This is a genomic window from Bacillus carboniphilus (assembly GCF_039522365.1).
Lineage (GTDB): Bacteria > Bacillota > Bacilli > Bacillales > JC228 > Bacillus_BF > Bacillus_BF carboniphilus.
The window spans coordinates 197699-217233 of sequence record NZ_BAAADJ010000064.1 but is presented as its reverse complement, the minus strand read 5'-3'; the positions used below and the strand labels follow the sequence as shown (position 1 = coordinate 217233).

21 protein-coding genes are annotated in these 19535 nt (G+C 37.2%); 3 read left to right on the top strand and 18 right to left on the bottom strand.

The annotated features are described in order from the left end of the window. Positions 1 to 8: 8 nt before the first annotated feature. Positions 9 to 2303 carry a tyrosine-type recombinase/integrase gene (locus ABDZ91_RS21335; protein WP_343803897.1) on the top strand — a complete coding sequence of 765 codons (2295 nt, stop codon included), beginning with the start codon at positions 9 to 11 and terminating at the stop codon, positions 2301 to 2303. Further along, the gene (locus ABDZ91_RS21330; RefSeq protein ID WP_343803894.1) at positions 2303 to 2695 is read left to right on the top strand and encodes a hypothetical protein; all 393 of its coding nucleotides are present in this window, start codon (positions 2303 to 2305) and stop codon (positions 2693 to 2695) included. Before ABDZ91_RS21335 ends, ABDZ91_RS21330 begins: the two co-directional genes overlap by 1 nt. A 470-nt stretch (positions 2696 to 3165) precedes the next feature. On the opposite strand, the gene ABDZ91_RS21325 is transcribed toward ABDZ91_RS21330, so the two are convergent. The 9 genes from ABDZ91_RS21325 to ABDZ91_RS21285 all read right to left on the bottom strand — a co-directional run bounded on the left by ABDZ91_RS21325 (position 3166) and on the right by ABDZ91_RS21285 (position 10862). Continuing rightward, positions 3166 to 3438: an HU family DNA-binding protein gene (locus ABDZ91_RS21325; RefSeq protein WP_343803891.1), complete on the bottom strand. Its 273-nt coding sequence runs from the start codon at positions 3436 to 3438 to the stop codon at positions 3166 to 3168. A 326-nt stretch (positions 3439 to 3764) separates the two neighbouring features. Then, positions 3765 to 5243: a stage IV sporulation protein A gene (spoIVA, locus tag ABDZ91_RS21320; RefSeq protein WP_343803888.1), complete on the bottom strand. Its 1479-nt coding sequence runs from the start codon at positions 5241 to 5243 to the stop codon at positions 3765 to 3767. 276 nt (positions 5244 to 5519) lie between these two features. Continuing rightward, positions 5520 to 6236: a hypothetical protein gene (locus ABDZ91_RS21315; protein ID WP_343803885.1), complete on the bottom strand. Its 717-nt coding sequence runs from the start codon at positions 6234 to 6236 to the stop codon at positions 5520 to 5522. A gap of 10 nt (positions 6237 to 6246) precedes the next feature. Continuing rightward, entirely contained in the window at positions 6247 to 6447 is a 201-nt protein-coding gene (locus tag ABDZ91_RS21310; protein WP_343803882.1) for a DUF2768 domain-containing protein, read from the bottom strand. A gap of 232 nt (positions 6448 to 6679) precedes the next feature. Further along, a complete protein-coding gene (locus tag ABDZ91_RS21305) occupies positions 6680 to 7729 on the bottom strand; it encodes an NAD(P)H-dependent glycerol-3-phosphate dehydrogenase (protein ID WP_343803879.1) in 1050 nt (349 codons plus the stop codon). Between the two features lie 15 nt (positions 7730 to 7744). After that, positions 7745 to 9055, bottom strand: coding sequence for a ribosome biogenesis GTPase Der (gene der, locus ABDZ91_RS21300; RefSeq protein ID WP_343803876.1), 1311 nt, complete (start codon positions 9053 to 9055; stop codon positions 7745 to 7747). A gap of 111 nt (positions 9056 to 9166) precedes the next feature. Further along, positions 9167 to 9352, bottom strand: coding sequence for a capping complex subunit for YIEGIA (locus ABDZ91_RS21295; RefSeq protein WP_343803873.1), 186 nt, complete (start codon positions 9350 to 9352; stop codon positions 9167 to 9169). After that, the gene (locus ABDZ91_RS21290) at positions 9349 to 10248 is read right to left on the bottom strand and encodes a YIEGIA family protein (protein ID WP_343803869.1); all 900 of its coding nucleotides are present in this window, start codon (positions 10246 to 10248) and stop codon (positions 9349 to 9351) included. Before ABDZ91_RS21290 ends, ABDZ91_RS21295 begins: the two co-directional genes overlap by 4 nt. Continuing rightward, the gene (locus ABDZ91_RS21285) at positions 10245 to 10862 is read right to left on the bottom strand and encodes a YphA family membrane protein (protein ID WP_343803867.1); all 618 of its coding nucleotides are present in this window, start codon (positions 10860 to 10862) and stop codon (positions 10245 to 10247) included. The genes ABDZ91_RS21290 and ABDZ91_RS21285 overlap by 4 nt, the downstream gene beginning before the upstream one ends. Before the next feature lie 112 nt (positions 10863 to 10974). Here ABDZ91_RS21285 and ABDZ91_RS21280 point away from each other — a divergent pair, with 112 nt between their 5' ends. Further along, entirely contained in the window at positions 10975 to 11109 is a 135-nt protein-coding gene (locus ABDZ91_RS21280; protein ID WP_343803864.1) for a YpzI family protein, read from the top strand. A 494-nt stretch (positions 11110 to 11603) separates the two neighbouring features. Here ABDZ91_RS21280 and fni read toward each other — a convergent pair whose 3' ends face one another. The 9 genes from fni to prsW form a co-directional block, all read right to left on the bottom strand. Beyond that, a complete protein-coding gene (gene fni, locus ABDZ91_RS21275; RefSeq protein WP_343803861.1) occupies positions 11604 to 12662 on the bottom strand; it encodes a type 2 isopentenyl-diphosphate Delta-isomerase in 1059 nt (352 codons plus the stop codon). A 15-nt stretch (positions 12663 to 12677) separates the two neighbouring features. Beyond that, on the bottom strand, positions 12678 to 13814 hold the full coding sequence (gene rpsA / locus ABDZ91_RS21270) for a 30S ribosomal protein S1 (protein ID WP_343803858.1): 1137 nt from the start codon (positions 13812 to 13814) through the stop codon (positions 12678 to 12680). A 172-nt stretch (positions 13815 to 13986) separates the two neighbouring features. Further along, the gene (locus tag ABDZ91_RS21265; RefSeq protein WP_343803855.1) at positions 13987 to 14583 is read right to left on the bottom strand and encodes a lysophospholipid acyltransferase family protein; all 597 of its coding nucleotides are present in this window, start codon (positions 14581 to 14583) and stop codon (positions 13987 to 13989) included. Continuing rightward, entirely contained in the window at positions 14580 to 15263 is a 684-nt protein-coding gene (cmk, locus tag ABDZ91_RS21260; protein WP_343803852.1) for a (d)CMP kinase, read from the bottom strand. Before cmk ends, ABDZ91_RS21265 begins: the two co-directional genes overlap by 4 nt. Positions 15264 to 15325: 62 nt before the next feature. Then, entirely contained in the window at positions 15326 to 15505 is a 180-nt protein-coding gene (locus tag ABDZ91_RS21255; RefSeq protein WP_343803848.1) for a YpfB family protein, read from the bottom strand. Between the two features lie 78 nt (positions 15506 to 15583). After that, the gene (locus ABDZ91_RS21250) at positions 15584 to 16234 is read right to left on the bottom strand and encodes a flagellar brake protein (RefSeq protein WP_343803845.1); all 651 of its coding nucleotides are present in this window, start codon (positions 16232 to 16234) and stop codon (positions 15584 to 15586) included. A 135-nt stretch (positions 16235 to 16369) separates the two neighbouring features. Next, on the bottom strand, positions 16370 to 17710 hold the full coding sequence (gene ypeB / locus ABDZ91_RS21245; RefSeq protein WP_343803842.1) for a germination protein YpeB: 1341 nt from the start codon (positions 17708 to 17710) through the stop codon (positions 16370 to 16372). A gap of 9 nt (positions 17711 to 17719) precedes the next feature. Continuing rightward, entirely contained in the window at positions 17720 to 18628 is a 909-nt protein-coding gene (gene sleB, locus ABDZ91_RS21240; RefSeq protein WP_343803839.1) for a spore cortex-lytic enzyme, read from the bottom strand. Between the two features lie 145 nt (positions 18629 to 18773). Beyond that, a complete protein-coding gene (prsW, locus tag ABDZ91_RS21235; RefSeq protein WP_343803836.1) occupies positions 18774 to 19448 on the bottom strand; it encodes a glutamic-type intramembrane protease PrsW in 675 nt (224 codons plus the stop codon). Between the last annotated feature and the right edge of the window lie 87 nt (positions 19449 to 19535).

Sequence of the window (19535 nt, the reverse complement as noted above, 5' to 3'; positions counted from 1 at the left end):
AGGTAATAATGGCGTTATTGACACTACATGATTCTATAAATGAACATAAACATATTGAAGTGAATGGCGGGAGGATACGTTTTAATATCTACGAACACTTTAATAGCAACGAAATTGATACGTTGGGAATAAAAAAGAGTATCCCAAAATCCATTGTAAATAAGTCATTAGCCGACTTTAAGCAGATCAATCACCTGAATAGAGGAGAGAAATTATATGCTTATAGATTGGCTTTTTATGGTCGGATTATGTTAGATGAATCAATTTATTCAGTACCTCTCAACTTAAATTCTTATCCTTTACATTCTGTAAATAATTTTATTTTTCTAAGTGAGCTTTTTGATGAACAAATTGATAAGTTCAATCCTGAACAAACCATCAATCATGAAGGCTTCAAAAAGGATGTTACAAAAGAAATTTTAAACTTGTGGATGCAAGGCTATGGTCTTTTGATTAATTTCAATAAAAAGACGATTGGCAATGTAGAAATACAAATGATTTTTAATCGAAAAGGTAAGATGAGAATTGCGGAGTTTCTTGCTTTTTCATTAATCAACAATCCAGATTCCTATATTAGCGAAATACCTGAAAGACAAAAATTACTTAAATCAGAAGAATCCGAGCAACTCAAATGGGACAGGCTCATAGAAAATAATAATAACGAACTAACTCAAGAATTAAAGGAATTTGTCTTTGGATTTTTAATGGACAGAATAGGCAGCAAAGCTTTGATTGAGATGGAAAATTCAAATGGTGAAAATATCAAACAAACTTATAATTCAATTACTTGGGGAACATGGAATGTTAAATCTAGCTCTTTGAGAACAGCAGCTACTATTTTCTCGGGCTTAGATATAACCTTTGTGAAAGAACTTCTATATAAGTCTGGAATAATAAAACTACTCGGTTCAGATACATTTAAAGCGCTTGGTACCACCCTTCAGGATAATATAAGAGAATGTTTACGAGAATTCATAAACACTTATATTATTAAAAACAATTTAACAATTTTAAACATAAATCGTATCGCACCTACCAAAAACTCTAATAAACGCACTACTTACGGGGAACACATTGAATTTGGCGATACATTCACCCTTATTTCTACCTTACTTGATAATGATAGTGTTTTATTTGATGATAGAATCATTCTCGATGCTCGCATTCGCAGAGCGATATTACTGGAACTTACAACAGGAGCTAGGATACATGAAGTCTTATTATTAAAAAGAGATTGTCTTTCAACCAATCATGAAGGTGATACCTTTATTCATTTTCATAAAACAAAGAATGGTACTGAATATTTTGTTAGAGCAACAACTGATATGGTCCAATGGGTTAATGAACTTCAAAGTCTTTCAGGGAATAACAAGATATTGGTCTCTAGTGCGAACGTGTCCACAACTTTTGGTGATGACCTCGAAGAATATAGACTTTTTCCAAACTCAATGAATACAAATATAATCCTTGTAGGTTCAATAAATAGATACTTAATGAAAATAAGAACTCAATTAAAGCTAAAATCACATTTCTCTTCTCATGACCTAAGGAAAATGCATGCCATGTACTTGAAAATGATTGGTAATGATAAGGTTGAGATTCAATTTGCCCTTAATCAAAGAGATATCGATTCCCAACTCCCCTATTTAGCAACTCATTCCAAAGGTACCATTGATAAAATCAAACTGGTAGCCACAGAGGGTGTATGGGATGATGTCCTGGTTTACGAAGATTCTGAGGATACTGTTCCCTTGGAACAGGTGATGAAAAGAACAAGGACCTTATCTTCAAAAACCGAATCTAAAAATGATGCAATTACCTTCTTTGAAAAAATTATTACAAAAGTTAAAAATGAAAACAAAGAGCTCCCCACTCTAAACCTTAAAGATCCAAAGGGTATGCCTATGTACACCCACAGTTGTACAGCGTCAGTAGCAGTAAACTGCGGCCATACTGAATTAGATTGTTTTGGATGTCACTTGTATAAACCCGACAAGAACAAATTGTCTGAGCACAAGGCTGAGGTATTACGTTACTTGGTGCAAATAATGTATTCCGAAGATTTGGCTAAGAAAAATAAGTTAGAAAGACCTTTAATCGAAGTAAATGTCGATGATTTAAAGAAGAAGATATCAAAGACTTTCAGCACCCTTTTTAAGAAATTTGATTTACCTGAAAAGGCAAAAAAACAAATCGAAAAAGAACTAAGTCTCATCGCGAAGAAGTATTATAAGAAAAACAAGGCCACCACACCCGTTTTAAGCTACTCAGAAGCAATTAATCTGGTTAAGGAGGGGTATTAATGGCTAGAACTAATAGAGAGCAGTTATATAACGTTACAAAGGGAATAAAACGACAACACATGAACTTAGCAAAAAAAGGCGATATCGAAGCCCTGAAAAAGAAAACGGAATTATACAAAATTGTTGCTAGTAAGCTTGGGTTAACAAGCGATAGAACTCTTTGGTCAGGGGCACATTCTGAATACCTAGAAAGTTGGTTTTTAAGTTTTAAAGCTGATGTTGAGGAAGCATTGAATAATTCATCATTAACTCCCTCCAAATCGAATTTAACTGAAGACGTGGCATCAAACTATAAGGAAGTAATAAAAGCCCTAGAAAAGCGCGTAAAAGAGCTCACAATCGAAAATAATGAGCTACGTAGTTCGACAATGAATAGATTCGAAAGGATTTAGTATAAGGATGAGAACAAAAATTACTAAAATGGATGAAAGAGGTAATGTGCAATCTTGAATTATTGAATGTTGATCAGATTGTTGGGATCACTGGAATAAAAAATGATGTATTTGTAGGAAAAGTAGTGGAACTTGATTTAGAAGCCTAGGTTTTTAGTTAAAATTGGAAACATATATTGAAGGGTTGGAAGAGTGTAATTTTCGCAATACAACCTTCTTTTATGAGGCAGATATTTCAAACATGAAGCTAACCAGTTGGGAAGATGTATTATAAAGATCATCAATTTAATAATAACCCGTGGTAATAATAATCCGTTAGTTGCTTAGATAAATGACAATCTTCCTTTCTCTTTAACGAGCCTCTCCAAAAAACACAAAAAACCCCTCTAAATCAGAGGGGTTTTTTGAACATTTGGGTTTTACTGTAGTTTAAAACAGCTCAATCCCTTGTGTATGTAGGGGTCAACGCATCATTTGACCGCATCTTTAAGTGCTTTTCCAGGCTTGAATGCAGGAACTTTGCTCGCTGCGATTTCGATTTCGTCACCAGTTTGTGGATTACGTCCTTTACGTGCAGCACGTTCACGAACTTCAAAGTTACCAAATCCGATTAATTGTACTTTATCACCGTTTTGAAGAGCTCCTAAAATAGAGTCAAAAACAGCGTCTACTGCTTTAGTAGCGTCCTTTTTAGAAAGTTCACTAGCTTCAGCAACAGCACTAATCAATTCTGTTTTGTTCATGCCATTCACCTCCTCCCAAATAATGGAGACTTGTCTTCGGATAAAAAGATACTTCTATATACATTACTGACAAAAATACCAGAATATATACATGTACTTCCGAAGAAACCGCGGTTTTAAAAGGTTTACGCGGTTAATTCTGTTAAAAGATTATCACAATAAGAATTTATTAGCAAGATTATTTCTAGAAATAATGGGAATCTTTTCTTTTTTGTAACATAAAGATAATAGTTTTGGGAAAAATAAACTATTTAGATTGACTTTTTCCGTTTTTTGGTTACCTTGAAAATACAAAAAAAAGACCCCTAATAACAGGAGTCTTACCTTTATAAGATGATAGCAATTAGACCGCCAGATCCTTCGTTAATAATTCTCTCTAGCGTTTCTTTAAGTTTATAGCGAGCATTTTCTGGCATTAACGAAAGCTTCGCTGAAATTCCTTCTCTAACAATAGAGCTCAAGCTTCTACCAAAAATATCTGAGTTCCATATGGATAATGGATCATCCTCAAAGTCTTGCATTAAGTATCTTACTAATTCTTCACTTTGCTTTTCAGTGCCGATGATTGGAGCAAACTCTGATTCCACATCCACTTTAATCATATGGATGGATGGTGCAACGGCCTTTAGACGGACTCCAAAGCGAGAACCTTGTCTAATGATTTCTGGCTCATCTAAACTCATATCTTCAAGAGTTGGAGCTGCAATACCATAGCCTGTTTGTCTAACCATTTTTAGAGCATCCGCCACGTGATCATATTCTTGTTTAGCATGGGCGAAATCTTGCATAAGTTGCAGGAGATGGTCTCTACCCCTAATCTCTACACCAACAATTTCCTTTAAAATTTCATCATAGAGTTCATCTGGAGCATGTAGGTCGATTTCTGCAACACCTTGACCCATTTCAATGCCAGCTAAACCAGCACTTTCAATGTATTCATACTCCGAGAATTGATGAACGACTCGGTCAACATCACGGAGACGCTTGATATCTTTTACAGTCTCTTTAACCGCTTCTTGGTAGCTTTCTCTTAACCAATGTTCATCTTTAAGGACCATGACCCAGCTTGGAAGATTCACATTCACTTCAAGCACTGGGAACTCATATAATGCCTCTCTTAGTACATTCAGTACATCGCCCTCACGCATACTCTCAACACTCATCGCTACAACAGGAATATCGTATTTTTCGCATAGCTTATTACGAAGTTCCTCTGTTTCAGGGTGATGAGGTCTGACTGAGTTAATTACCATAATAAATGGTTTTCCTACTTCTTTTAATTCTTCAATGACTCTTTCTTCAGCCTCAATATAATCTGAACGCGGAATTTCTCCAATAGAGCCATCAGTTGTAATGACAACACCGATTGTTGAATGCTCCTGGATGACCTTTCTCGTTCCAATTTCTGCAGCTTCATGGAACGGGATGGGTTCTTCATACCATGGTGTGTTAATCATACGCGGCCCATTTTCATCCTCATAGCCTTTGGCTCCTGGTACTGTGTAGCCTACACAGTCCACTAAACGAACGTTAACTTCTAATCCTTCATCCACATGTACTGAAACGGCTTGATTTGGTACAAACTTGGGTTCTGTTGTCATAATCGTTCTACCTGCAGCACTTTGTGGAAGCTCGTCTTGTGCTCTAGCACGCTCTGATTCACTTCCGATACTTGGTAAAACCACTAGTTCCATAAATTTTTTAATAAATGTAGATTTCCCTGTTCTTACTGCTCCGACTACTCCTAAGTAAATATCACCGCCCGTACGTTCAGCAATATCTTTAAAAATATCTACCTTTTCCAAGTGATCCCCTCCCGACCATTTTTTGCTGGGAATAGTTTGCGTATGATTCTTTTGGACAATATATGTTTATGATGTTGTCCGAAATGATTATGACTATTTTTAATGAAAAATTCCTCCTTTTATAAACATTTATAGAAACGGCACAGTAACAACCCAAGAACCGGTCTAATACATGCTGCCTGAAAGACCTCTTCTACAATATATTTATAAAAAACTAGCTTATGACTGAAAGTGGTTAAATCTTCCCTAAATATAAGAAAAAACCTATTTCTATGACTACTTTTCAGTCATAAAAATAGGTTCGTCTGAATTTGATTCAACTGTATATGGTAGAGAATATGCCGGAACAAAGACAGAGTCTTCTACTAAAATCCAACGAATATCCTCCCCTGGTTCAATATCATAATCATTTTCTCTCAATAGCTGGTACAAATCAGCTCTATAGTCTACAAATAACTCACCTTGTCCATTAACGACAAAAGGTAGTTCTAGCCCCGTAAATGGACTAACGACAGTCGGAGGGGTATCGTACCCAATCTTACTGAAATCTAGTGAATAAACGTTCCTAGCAAGTATCTCGTCATATGGTGGATAGCCATTCGCTTTTATTCTCAAGTTAATTTCTCTAATTCTTTCAGCTATTCTTAAATCAAACACTCGTACAGTCGGATTCTCTTCAACATCTACTAAGACATACTGATAAATACCGCCATTCTCAAATGAATTTCCAGGCGGTTCAGCTAAATACCTTGGTGCTATTCTACTGAAGTCTACTAAGTACTTTTGATAAATAGGGGTTTCGGCATCCTTTGTTTTGATTGGTAAAATGCCACCTTCATCTTCTTGGAACTGATTAACAGCCGTTTGTACTGATTGAAGTTGGTCTAAATATGGAATCTGGTTCTTACTTAATTCACTATCTGGATATAGACAACCTGAGAGGATTGTAGTGGATATAAGTAAGATTATGAAAACATTAAACTTTTTAGTCATGGTCGTCTCCTCAAGATGGTGTTGGTCCGCTGAACACAACAAATACCATGATCAGACCTGAAATAATCATCAATGAATAAGCGATGAAGGCAGTAATAAATTTAAATATCCCCTTCAGTTTATATCGGCTAAAGTAGATGGAAAGAATCGCAAGGAACATAAGTCCCATAGCTCCTAGTGAAAACCACATTTTTATCAATGCTGGTGTCATTTTTTAGTCACTCCTAATCTTAGTCCAACAGAAATTATATCACAGCCAAAACAAAATGGGTAAACGTGGCTTGAAAAGACAAAGATTATTAATATTTTTTCAAAAAAATAAAAAACCAGAAAGGCGGGGCTTGCCAATCTGGTTTCCATATAAACCCACATCGCGGCATTTTTTCCGAGAATCTACAATCAGTTTATGCGCTTTGTGTAAGAACGTCATAGGTTTCAAAAGATTATTGTTCCTGCATTTTAGCATCCAATATATTGACTAAGTCTTCCATTTCCTGGGTTTTCATTCTAGCCATGAGGGAGTCTACCGCATCTTTAGGATTTACTTTATCAAAAAGAATACTATGTAAAGCCGTTGTGATTGGCATATTCACCTTGTATTTTTCCGCTAGTTGAAAGGCAGCTTTGGTTGTTCGAACTCCTTCTACAACCATCCCCATATTTTCTAGAACTTCATCAAGGTTTTGGCCTTTTCCGAGCATATTCCCTGCTCTCCAGTTTCGAGAGTGAACACTTGTGCAGGTAACGATTAAATCTCCAATACCTGTTAGTCCTGAGAATGTAAGTGGATTTGCACCCATTTGGGTACCTAATCTAGCTATTTCAGCAAGCCCTCTTGTAATTAGTGCAGCTTTTGCATTATCACCGTAACCAAGACCGTCAGATAATCCAGCAGCTAACGCAATAATATTCTTTAATGCGCCACCAATCTCGACTCCAATTACATCAGGGTTGGTATACACTCTAAAATGTTGATTCATGAATAGATCCTGGACTACTTCTGCAGCAGACATATCCTTAGAAGACACCGTTACAGTTGTAGGGTGGCGTAAACTAACTTCTTCTGCATGACTTGGACCTGAGAGAACCACCACATGGTCCAATAGTCGAGCTTCCATTTCTTCTTCAATCATTTCAGAAATGCGTTTAAGCGTATTTGGTTCAATCCCTTTACTTACATGAACAATCGTGACTGGCTCTTGTAAAAAAGCTTGAATTTCTTTTGTTACCTCTCTAATTGCTTTTGTGGGTACAGCCATTACGATCATGTTTACATTTTCTAATGCCTTTTCTAAGGATGAATAACCGATAACTGTATCTGGAAGAGATACGTTGGGTAAATATTTTTCGTTCATTCTTGTTTGATTGATTTGGTCAATGTGTTCACGCCTATGTCCCCATAACCGAACGTCATGTCCATTATCACCTAAGACTAAAGCCAATGCGGTTCCCCAGCTTCCAGCTCCTAGTACAGTAACACGTTGTTTATTCATTTTTACACCTCATTCTTAACTCCGTTGTCGTGCAAATATTTTAATCGGAGTTCCTATGAAACCGAATGCCTCTCGAATTCGATTTTCTAAGAATCGTTCATACGAAAAATGTAATAACTCAGGGTCATTAACAAAAACGACAAAAGTTGGTGGCTTAATTGCAACCTGAGTGGTATAGAAGATTTTTAATCTCTTACCTTGATGTGTTGGCGTTGGATTCATCGCTACAGAGTCCATTACCACATCATTTAGTACACTTGTCTCTACACGCATAGAATGGTTTTCACTAGCTAGTTGAATCATAGGGAATAAGGTATGTACCCTCTTTTTCGTTTTGGCAGATAAAAAGATAATGGGAGCATAGTCTAGGAATAAGAAATGGTCCCTTATTTTTTGTTCGAAATTCTTCATGGTTTTCTCATCTTTTTCAACAGCGTCCCATTTGTTTACAACAATGACAACAGCTTTTCCTGCTTCGTGAGCATAACCGGCAATCCTTTTATCCTGTTCAATGATTCCTTCTTCACCATCCAACACAACTAAAACCACATCAGAGCGTTCGATTGCGCGTAAAGCTCTTAATACACTATATTTTTCAACACTCTCGTATACTTTTCCTCTTTTTCTCATTCCTGCCGTATCAATGATGACATAATCCTGTCCATCTACTGTACATAGTGAGTCAATTGCGTCACGAGTCGTTCCAGCAACATCACTTACGATGACTCTATCTTCACCCAATATCGCATTAACAAGAGAAGACTTCCCTACGTTCGGACGACCAATCAGTGAAAACTTGATAACTTCTTCATCATATTCCCCTAAGTCATGCTGAGGAAAATTCTTTGCCACTTCGTCGAGTAAATCTCCTAATCCCAGTCCATGTGTCCCAGAGATAGGGAACGGTTCGCCAAACCCTAAGGAATAGAAATCATAAATTTGCGATCTCATTTCAGGGTTATCGATTTTATTAACAGCTAAAACTACTGGTTTTTTAGTTTTGTACAATAGTTTCGCAACTTCTTCGTCGGCAGCTGTTACTCCCTCTCTACCATTTGTCAGGAATATAATGACATCTGCTTCATCAATGGCAATCTCAGCCTGTCCTCTAATTTGCTCTAGGAATGGTTCATCGCCTATTTCGATTCCACCTGTGTCAATAATATTAAATTCATGATTCAACCAGTCTCCACTACTATATATACGATCCCTAGTCACACCCGGGATATCTTCAACAATCGAGATACGTTCTCCTACGATTCGATTGAAAATGGTTGATTTGCCAACATTCGGACGTCCCACAATCGCCACAACCGGCTTTACCATTTCCATCACCCTCTCTACAATTTATACAAAGAGGCTGACCTAAACTGTTTAGTGTCAGCCTAACTACAGTATTTTATCGAAAACAAGTAAAAATAACAAATATTTCTTAAACTAATGCCGGACAACCACATATAATTCTTCCGTTAATTCATGTGCGATTCCATCTAATATCGCCTCTAAATTTCGTGCGACTGTCATGAGCTCTTTTTTATTCTCACAATGGAATACACAAACTCCACTAGGAGCTTTATTAGGATTTGTTGTGATAGCTGCTAAAATAAACTTTTCAATCGTCATGAGTTCGTACGCCTTTCTTCTTCTTCAACATGTCGGTTGGTCGGCATTCTAACTGCATTTTCTAAGGTAGGGACAATTTCAATAATTTTTTGGGCTAACTCCACATTTTTTACTTGTGGTAACAAAAACACACCCAGCCTTCCATCATCTAGATCACGTTTAGCCAAAGGTGTAAGGGAAGGTTCACCTGTATCCGTGTATATTCCCAGAGCGGTAGAAACATCATGTAAGATAGCTTGCCTTTGGCCAATGTTGGCAATCGTGGTCAGAGCATTAAAGTTTTTTGGAGTTAGTATAAACCCCATGCCCTGCTTTTTTATCAATTCTTGTTTTTCTGGTATCCCAATATTCATGATATAAATATTGCCTACATAAAGACCCGGACCTTCAAAGTGCGGTTCCGCATATTCAATTTCTACTATTTGCCCTAGTCGTCCGCCATCCATCAAAATTCTACATCCTATGAATATGATTACAGCTATTCCTAGTGCAGCATAAAGCCCAAACAAAACATAAACTAGAGTTGCCAGCATAGATGCCACGATGACTAGGTAGTTACGACTTTCAAAGGCAACGGCAATCCCCTCTATATACGTCTTTCCTCTCGGAACCAGCTCATATGAATCAAGCTCTGTTAACGTGTTCCGTTCCATATTTCGAACATCGCGGAATTGGGAGGCTGCAAGAGTAAGGAAGGTGATGGCCGTATATTCCTCTTCTAGGAGTGCAGGTATTGCAATGGTTCCTAATCCTGCAGCGATAACACCCAATGCAATATGTATAATCTTTCCGTGTAAATAAGTTGGATACTGTCGATAATCAGTACGTAGCATATACAGTCTTGATAATATTCCTGTTGCTAATCCAAATAATACAGGGTATAAGTATTCATTCATCCTAGCCTCTGTTTCTCCTTTTCTAAATGAGTTTGGGGATCGTACAATTTATTTAAATGGTGTATGACTTTTTCAAGACCATTCCATAGTAGAATTGTCACTCCAATAAGTGCCCCAATATCTAAAAAGGTTGGGTTTGTTATGGTAATGAGGATATCTGTTGTATAGAGTACGTAAGCATATAGAATTTCCCCCATACCAATCCCTAAAAATGCAGTTATTACACGCCATTTCCCATTAGAATTTAATAAAATGGCTATGACAGAAATCATGATAGTGAGAAGCCATTTACGATCTACGAACACCCATATCGGGTCATACAACTCAAATAATAAAAATATGCAATAGAACAGCATAACTAATAAGGACGTGCAAATTTGGTAAAGGAGAATAGATATTGTTAAAGAAGAAAGGGCAACCATGCAGCATAAGATCCAAAACATGACCGTTAAATTAAAGTCCCAATAGACGATTTTGATTGAATGATTTGATAGGATTATACTTACCAGTACAAAGCAGCTATAGGCAACTCTATTTGGATTTTCTTTAGGAATCAGGAAAGTTAAGACCACCCAAGAAGACCAAAACAGATAATAAAAGAACCAACCCTCCACAATGAGTCCCTCCTATTTCCATTATGGACATTCTCTACTAGATTATCCGTGAATAACGAAGAAATATTGGGTGATATTAAAATTGATAATGTAATTGAAGGTGGGAATGTATATGGGAAAAGATCGACAAGAGAAGAAGTTAAGAAAACAACGTGTTGTGGAATCAGATCGTGATCAGGCACTACATCATAATGGGGCTACGAAGTTGGATGATCCGGAAAGAGCGAGAGAGCGAAATCAACATTGATGATTGAATTGAAATTGAATTTGGCTGTATCCTTGGGTTGGGTACAGCTGTTTTTTTTTAGAAAATGCATGGGGCCGGCGACGTCGTATCTGGGCTGTAGTGTGGGCTTTTTCGCACTTAAATTGATTTTTTCGCACTCAAGTTAAGGAAATCGCACATAAACAGCCTATTTCCGCACTCAAACCCATTTTTGCACTCAAACTCTTGTTTTCGCACCCAAATCGTAATAATCGCACTCAAATGCAATTTTCCGCACTCAAAATCAAAAATTCGCACTATCGTCACCACATTGAATCACTATATAATCACTTTTATGCCTCACACCCCCAGGAACTCCCAGTAAACCCATAAAATTCAGGCTTTCAAGGACACTAAACAAACATTTTACTAAATGCCTATTATAAAAACCTCATTTACATTAAAAAGTAACTCCAAACAGTTATTTTACAAAAAAAAAATAGGCAACCTTAATCACTAAGGTTACCGATATCAACCTACACCCTACCTCTTTGACTATAAGAAGAGGTGTTAACCCCTCTTTCCTTTAACCAATGATGGGTCTGGCCTGTGAATAGAACTGGTTTCGTTCGCAGTTCAGAAACTTTTTCACACCCAAGTGCAGTCATCATAAAAGAAATTTCCTTATGTACTTGTTCAATTGACTCAATGAGTTTTTCGATTCCATCTTCCTTTAAAACCCTCAAAAAGGTTCCTGCCATTCCCACAGCTTGAGCACCTAGTACAAGACATTTAACAACATCTAGACTATTCGTAATCCCACCGGAAGCTAGCACCTCTAATCCATCTGCTGCTTCACAAGCTTCGACTAAAGAGACACTGGTGGGAATACCCCATTCATTAAAGAACGTGAATTCCTCACTTCTTCTGCTGTTTTCAATCTTTGCAAAGTTTGTTCCTCCAAAGCCTCCAATATCAACAGCAAGGATACCCGAATAGTTTAACTTTTGAACCGTTTCAAACCCCATCCCAAATCCAACTTCCTTGATAATAACTGGAACAGGTAAAGACTCTGCTATTGCTTGAATCCTTTCTAGAGCCCCTTTAAAAGATCGGTCACCCTCAGGCATTGTTAACTCCTGCACTACGTTAATGTGAATTTGGATAGCATTTGCCTCTAACATTTCAACGGCTTGTTGGGCTTGCTCTAGAGTGGCCTCACTACCTAAATTCGCAAAAATAACGCCATTTGGGTGCAGTTTCCGTACGATTTCATATGTCTTTCGCTCTTCTGGATTTTTAATCGCTGACATTTGAGAGCCAACTGCAAGGGCTAAGCCGGTTTCTCTGGCAGCAATCGCTAACTCTTCATTAATTTTCTGAGTCTCTCTTCCACCGCCACCTGTCATGGCGTTTATAAAAATAGGCGAACTTAAGAGAAGTTCGCCTAGAAAGGTTTGAAGAGATACATCAGATAATGATGAGTCAGGCAAGGATTGATGAATAATTTGTATATCATCTAAACCTGTTAAGCGCAATTGCCCTGTTGATAATGCTAGTTGAATGTGCTCTAGCTTGCGCTGTGTTCGACTCATGTCATCACCATTTCATTATGATTTTAGATCTTTTAGTTTGTCTCCAATCATTTCACCAAGTTGGAATCCTTTATTTTCTTCAGGAAGCTCGTAGTCTTTAACTTCTTCTTCCTTTTCTTCCAACTCTTTTATGCTTAAGGATAGACGCTGTTCTTGCTCATTCACGTCAATAACCTTTACTTGTACAGTTTGACCTTCTTTAAGTACTTCTCCTGGAGTTCCAATATGCTTGTGAGAGATTTGTGATATATGGACAAGCCCCTCTACTCCCGGGAAGACCTCTACGAAAGCACCATAAGAAACAAGTCTTTTCACTGTTCCAGTTAAAGTTGTTCCTCTAGGAGCTTTTTCATTGATATTAGACCAAGGTCCAGGTTGAGTTTCTTTAATGGATAGTGAGATTCTTTCGTTATCACGATCAACAGAAAGTACTTTAACCTTTACTGTTTGACCAACTTCCACCACATCAGATGGTTTATCAACATGTTGGTGAGCAAGTTGTGAAACGTGGACAAGACCATCCACACCACCAATATCAACGAATGCACCGAAATCGGTAATTCGTTGGACGGTTCCTTCCATAACTTGTCCACTTTCAATTTTTTCTAAACTTTGTTTTCTTAATTTGCCCTTCTCTTCTTCAAGGACATGACGATGAGAAAGAATTAAACGATTCTTTTCTACGTCTAATTCAACAATTTTAAAAGTTAAGGTCTTTCCTTTATAGTCAGAAAAGTCTTCTACAAAACGATCTTCTACTAAAGAAGCAGGTACGAATCCACGAACTCCTAAATCTACCACAAGTCCGCCTTTCACTACTTCTTTAATTTCTGCTTCAATCGTGTTTCCCGCTTCAAAAGCAACTTGTAAGTCTTTCCATGCTTGGACAGCTTCTGCTTTGCGTTTAGAAAGGATTAGAGCATCCTCTTCGACCTTGATTACTTCAAGTGTAAGCTCTTGCCCTTCCGATACTACATCACTAGCTTTTTCTACATGAAGACTAGATAGTTCACTAATTGGAATAATTCCATCTAGCTTACTATTTTCAAGGTCAACAATGACTTGCTTTTCTTCTACCTTAGTTACTTGACCTTTCACAATTTCTCCAACTTCGAATACTTTTACATCCACTTGATTCATGTCTTCTACCATATGTACTCCTCCTTAACCTGACTGCTCCACATTATCAAATATATCATATGTTTAATCATGAAACATACTAAAACGACTAGAGCTTTAATAGACTAAAAGAGACTTCATCAGTAAAAATCAGTACTTTCAGATTTTTTCCTTTACAATAACTTCTAACAATTTTTATTATTTGTCAAGTGATGTTTCCATTATTATGGGAATCAATTAATTCTTTAATCCCTTGCATAATATAGTCAGTCGCTTCTTCGGCCGATGCTTTTTTCTCACGCATTTCTTCAAAATTTAATGGTTTGCCGTAAATCACTGTTATTCTTCTAAGAAATTTGTAGTCTCCAATTATGGCACAAGGTACTATTTTGGCATCGGTTCTCATCGCAAAAAAGCCGGCACCTGCTAAGCCTTTACCTAATTCACCTGTTTTGCTTCGTGTTCCTTCAGGAAATAAACCTAAGACATGTCCATCTTTTAAAATTTTTAGGCCATTTCTTAGTGCCTCTCGATCACTCATTCCACGCTTTACAGGAAAGGCGCGGACTTTCCGAACGATATTACCGAGAATGGGAACATCAAATAATTCTGCTTTGGCCATAAAGGAAACCGGACGGGGACAAGTAATTCCGACTACAGGAGGGTCGAGGTTGTTAATATGATTGGTACAGAGTAATACTCCCCCATCCTTTGGAAAGTTCTCCTTCCCTATTATTTTTATTCTAAACGAGGGTTTTAACAGGGTTGCTACCACAGTTTTAGCAAATTGATAGAAGCTCAAAGAAAATCGACCCTTTCTCTAACTAGCTTTAGTATTTCAGATACAACCTCATCTATAGTTAAATGAGTCGTGTCTAATTCGATGGCATCATCTGCCTTCTTTAGAGGGGCTACCTCCCGCTCTGAATCTAACTTATCCCTATGGGCGATTTCGACCTTAAGTGATTCCAAATCAGAAGATATGTTTTTCTTTATATTTTCCTCATGTCTTCTTTTTGCTCGTTCTTCTACACTAGCTAATAAGAAAACCTTTACCTCTGCATTTGGTAACACATGGGTGCCGATATCACGCCCATCCATGACAACTCCACCCTTGTTGCCCAATTCTTGTTGTCTACGAACCATTTCTTCACGAACACCTTTGTGTTTTGAAACAGCTGATACATTACGGGTTACCTGGTTCCCTCGTATTTCATCGGACACATCTTGTCCATCCATTATGACCTTTTGGCCGTCTACTGCTGGTACCAATTCAATATCCGTTTCATTTAAGAGACGGACAAGTTCAGCTTCGTCTTCTATATTTATATCGGCTTGGAGCGCTTTATATGTTAAAGTTCGGTACATTGCACCGGTATCTATGTATAAGAAGGAAAGTTTTTCAGCTATTTTTTTAGCTACAGTACTTTTTCCGGCCGCAGCTGGACCATCGATTGCAATTGAAATTTTTCGGCTTGTCATACGTACACCTCATAAAATCTTTTTTTATATCTTACCATAAAAGAAAGCAGGTATTTACCTGCTTAAGGAATTTTAAATGTTTCGATTATTTTTGTATAGTTTTGACTGTTTACCCCTTCATACATAGTAAGTCTCTTAAGCTCAGGAAATATGTCTGCATAATGAAAAACTATTTGAAAAAAAAGAAGTGCAATCGCTTGTATGATGACAAGCTTGATAATAATCCTTTCTCCACGTTTCATAATCATTCCTCCGTTACCAATAGTATAGGAAGAATGGAAAAGAATTTATACTTATTCAAAACTATATGGATGGAACGTTTATTTTTTATTTTTTAATACTAGTTGGCGCTCAAAGCAATATCGCAATAATAGCTGTTTATGGTTTTCTCTTTGCTGTTGAAAGCTGACCGCAATAAGGTTGGATTTCTTTTCATTATCATTGATTGAAACAACCTCACTCTGAAGCTTTAAATACTGATTGTAACCGGATTGCATTGGTAACACAAACCAACATTCTATGTTCATCCCCTTATAAAACATGTCATCTTTCGGGGCATAGAAAGCTGCTCCACCAGCACTTATATCTTTTGTTATGGTGGTAAATGGAGGAAATTCCCTTTGAATTGGATGAATTGCCACATCTAACTGGGTATTTACTCTTAAAAACTTCCTTTGTTCAAATTTCTCAAAGTCTTTTTCCCCTGTATGACTTAATACGATTACAGGGATTTGATCTACCTTCCTACCTGTAATGGTTACGTCAAATAAATATAATTGACCTGCATCGTTGATATATCTTGCTTTACAGATTGACTGAACAGCATAACTAAACCGTTTCGAACCGTTCATATGTATAGGATAATCTACTATAACCTGGTTTTCTTGAAAATCCATTATCGTACATTTAAATTCTTCTATATTTTGTCCATTAAGCTGTTCAATACTAAGTTGATTACCAATCCTAAACAATGCTCCTACACCTGCTTTTAGCCTAATTTATATATTTATTATGACATGTAATCATAAAATTTTCTATATTATAAAATCTTTAAGGGTAATACTTTTTACTAAAAAAAAACTGACAGTAAAAACTGTCAGTTTAGTTTATACAACATCTTCATATATCGGTTCAGCATTTTTAAGCTTTTCAACTTTTTCTTCAAAACCATTCTCTGCATTGATGTAAATCCGGTACGTATCATTGTTTATAGTACCTAGAAACTCGTAACATAAAACTTCTTCTTTCACTTCGTTGATGATGAGAGCAACGTTTTGCTCCATCACCTTTAAGTTTGGATTAAGCTTTGATTTTGCCTCCTCAGTAGATAATGTTGGCTCTGGGATGTCCCTTTTTTGATGAAAGCTTAAGTAGTCTTCAGCAGAAAATGCAAGAACCTCGCCATCATCTAACCCAACCTTTATGCGCACTGAATCTGGATAGATTCTTACTCCATCTTGTTCAGAAACGAACAGATAGACACCCGTATTATCATATTGGGCACTTTCAAACAATGTCATATTTTCAAATCCGTGCTTTTTCAAAAATTGAGCAGCCTTATTGAATCCATCATTTAGGCTGATTTTTGCATTCTTCACGTCCCGATGCTGAATAAGATAAAGTGGGTGTCCACCCTTTTTAGTTAAATCAAGGTTTGCTTGATTATTACCATTACGTACAGTAACGGAGTAAAAACCATAAGAGGAACCTTCTCCATTTTCCGTAACTTTTACTTCATTTTTATTTGTAATGTTAATAAATTTCTTTGCAATTTGTAGAGCTTCTTCTTCTGTAATCTCTTTCCCTTTTAAGTGGGAGTAATCGTTAACCGCAGATTCTGAATCGGTAGTCTCTGCGAATCCAGTTTCCGAATATCCTTCTACCTTTTTCTCAACTGTTTTAAACCCGTCAATGATTGTGTTATCTGCAGGCTCTTTTCCACCAGCTAAAACCAATTCTACATCCATCCAGCGTAAGTTGTTCTCTAGTACCATGTGTTGAACTTTTCTTAATTCATTTTGAATTTCCTCAGCTTGCCCATATAAGCTTTGTAAGTTCTTATACTCCTCTTCTGACAGAGGTTCCTTTTCTAAATCCCTTACAGCTGTCTTATAGCTGAAATCACCAATTTTAGATAGGAATTCTTCCGTTTTGTTAAATGGTAGCAGTGTTAGTGGCAATTGCCCCACTTCGTTTTGAGCTTCAGATGTCACTCTCCACACATCAGCCAGTGCTGGGGAAATGGATTCTCTACTATTCATAGCCAGTGTGGTCCCGATTTTATCATGCAACAAATCTATATTATAGGTAAGTTCATGAAAGGCTCTTTGATAGTTATTTTCTGCATTCACTAAAATCGCATTTTTTTCTTGATGCTCTTGGTAGCCCCAATAGGCTGTTCCAACGACTGCGACTGATAAGACCCCTATTAGTATTCCACGAATCATCCAATCACCTCATTTACAGAATATATGCTTGCCTATTCGTTTAATTTGCGGTCTTCCCCAAATCCAAGAACTTGTTGCTGTATCCGGATTGAAGTAATAAATAGCATTTCCAGTCGGATCCCATCCGTTAATAGCATCAAGAACAGCTTCTTTTGCACGTTCGTTAGGAGTGAGCCAAATCTGACCATCCGCGACCGCAGTAAAAGCAAGAGGCTCGAAAATAACACCAGATACTGTATTTGGAAATGTTGGACTCTCAACACGATTCAAGATGACAGCAGCAACTGCCACTTGCCCTTCATATGGTTCTCCTCTAGCCTCACCATAGACTGCGTTAGCCATCAATTGGATATCATTTTGAGAAAATCCAGCTGGTGTATTAGCAGCAGTCGGTTTATCAGGGGTTGTTTGAGCAGGCGGATTGTTTCCTCCTCCACCTTGATTAGTACCGGTCGCTTTTCCACCACCTTGATTGGTGCCAGGTGCTGGTGCTTTACCGCCACCTTTATTTCCTGATGGTTTTTGTTGCTGTTCTAAAGGCGTTTTTCCATAATGTGTGAATTTATTGCCTTGGTTTATGTTTCTTTTTACATATTCCTCATTGTATTGGGATGCTTTTGCTAGTTTAGCCTTCGTTTCTTGCCCGGCAAGACCATCCACTTTCATACCAAACTCGTATTGGAAATTACGAAGTGCCCAATAGGTGCCCCATCCAAAAACTCCATCAATTTTTCCGTTATAAAATCCTAAGTATTGCAATCTAGCTTGCAATTCAATTACATCTTCACCGACCGCCCCATGTTGGATTACCTGGTTGGAAAAAGCTCTTACATTGTTTTCTCCTGTGTAAGAATAAAAAGAGCTTATACAAATCAGGAAAATCGCTATAATTTTTACAACTATTAAAGATCGCTTCATGCATTTTCCCTCCGTTGTAATGGTTTAGCAATAATCCTATTTTTTGTAGAACCTCACTTTTTATGCAATTGATTTCAACTTCCTAAAAAGATGACTCGTTAGGAGAAACAAAAAAACCCTTTTTGCCTCGATAGACAAAAAAGGTTTATGAAATACTACGCTCATATACATGGACTTCCGTTAGCTTCTTTGCATTTTTTACTTTCCTTAGTCCTAGCCACCATAAGAAAATCATGAATGGAACCATCCAAATTATCCACTGGTCAGAGGTAAGAAGGATAAGGTCATAAGACCCATGTAGCAATAGGGGAATACAAAGTGCGTAAAAAATGTATAATGGACGCTTTCCTTCAGTAGAAAATTTACCTTTTCCTAAGTAGTAACCCATTAACACCCCAAATAATGCATGACTGGAAACAGGAAGTAAAGCTCTTCCAATGGCATACTCCACACCATGACCAATAAGGTATAGAATATTTTCAGCAGTTGCAAATCCTAAAGACACACTTGTTCCATACACAATACCGTCGTAAGGTTCATCGAAATCACTGTATAGATAAATGGTATAATATAATATAAACCACTTAAAGAACTCTTCAAGCATTGCAGTGGATATAAAGGCTTTTGACCAGGGTGCTACAAAAATACCTTCAACAGATAGTACGTACTGGACAAACATAATTGGAAAAACTAATAAAGCACCAAAAAGAAACGTTCGGAAAACTAGATGTATTGGTTCTGAATCGTATTCATCTTTTAAATAAAAGTAGCTTAGTAATGCCAATCCAGGTGCAATCCCAGCTGACATAATGACCAACATAGGTTGACCCCTTTTCACTTGTTTTATTTAATCGTATCATGGAAATAGTGGCATGAAAACAATTGATTTTTTCCAGACCTTAGAAAT

What these genes read in the sequence shown, in the direction of transcription:
- ABDZ91_RS21335 (WP_343803897.1), top strand. Translation starts at nt 9, where the DNA reads ATGGCGTTATTGACACTACATGATTCTATAAATGAACATAAACATATT.
- ABDZ91_RS21330 (WP_343803894.1), top strand. Translation starts at nt 2,303, where the DNA reads ATGGCTAGAACTAATAGAGAGCAGTTATATAACGTTACAAAGGGAATA.
- ABDZ91_RS21325 (WP_343803891.1), bottom strand. Translation starts at nt 3,438, where the DNA reads ATGAACAAAACAGAATTGATTAGTGCTGTTGCTGAAGCTAGTGAACTT.
- ABDZ91_RS21315 (WP_343803885.1), bottom strand. Translation starts at nt 6,236, where the DNA reads ATGACTAAAAAGTTTAATGTTTTCATAATCTTACTTATATCCACTACA.
- ABDZ91_RS21310 (WP_343803882.1), bottom strand. Translation starts at nt 6,447, where the DNA reads ATGACACCAGCATTGATAAAAATGTGGTTTTCACTAGGAGCTATGGGA.
- ABDZ91_RS21305 (WP_343803879.1), bottom strand. Translation starts at nt 7,729, where the DNA reads ATGAATAAACAACGTGTTACTGTACTAGGAGCTGGAAGCTGGGGAACC.
- der (WP_343803876.1), bottom strand. Translation starts at nt 9,055, where the DNA reads ATGGTAAAGCCGGTTGTGGCGATTGTGGGACGTCCGAATGTTGGCAAA.
- ABDZ91_RS21295 (WP_343803873.1), bottom strand. Translation starts at nt 9,352, where the DNA reads ATGACGATTGAAAAGTTTATTTTAGCAGCTATCACAACAAATCCTAAT.
- ABDZ91_RS21290 (WP_343803869.1), bottom strand. Translation starts at nt 10,248, where the DNA reads ATGAATGAATACTTATACCCTGTATTATTTGGATTAGCAACAGGAATA.
- ABDZ91_RS21280 (WP_343803864.1), top strand. Translation starts at nt 10,975, where the DNA reads ATGGGAAAAGATCGACAAGAGAAGAAGTTAAGAAAACAACGTGTTGTG.
- fni (WP_343803861.1), bottom strand. Translation starts at nt 12,662, where the DNA reads ATGAGTCGAACACAGCGCAAGCTAGAGCACATTCAACTAGCATTATCA.
- rpsA (WP_343803858.1), bottom strand. Translation starts at nt 13,814, where the DNA reads ATGGTAGAAGACATGAATCAAGTGGATGTAAAAGTATTCGAAGTTGGA.
- cmk (WP_343803852.1), bottom strand. Translation starts at nt 15,263, where the DNA reads ATGACAAGCCGAAAAATTTCAATTGCAATCGATGGTCCAGCTGCGGCC.
- ABDZ91_RS21255 (WP_343803848.1), bottom strand. Translation starts at nt 15,505, where the DNA reads ATGAAACGTGGAGAAAGGATTATTATCAAGCTTGTCATCATACAAGCG.
- ypeB (WP_343803842.1), bottom strand. Translation starts at nt 17,710, where the DNA reads ATGATTCGTGGAATACTAATAGGGGTCTTATCAGTCGCAGTCGTTGGA.
- sleB (WP_343803839.1), bottom strand. Translation starts at nt 18,628, where the DNA reads ATGAAGCGATCTTTAATAGTTGTAAAAATTATAGCGATTTTCCTGATT.
- prsW (WP_343803836.1), bottom strand. Translation starts at nt 19,448, where the DNA reads ATGTTGGTCATTATGTCAGCTGGGATTGCACCTGGATTGGCATTACTA.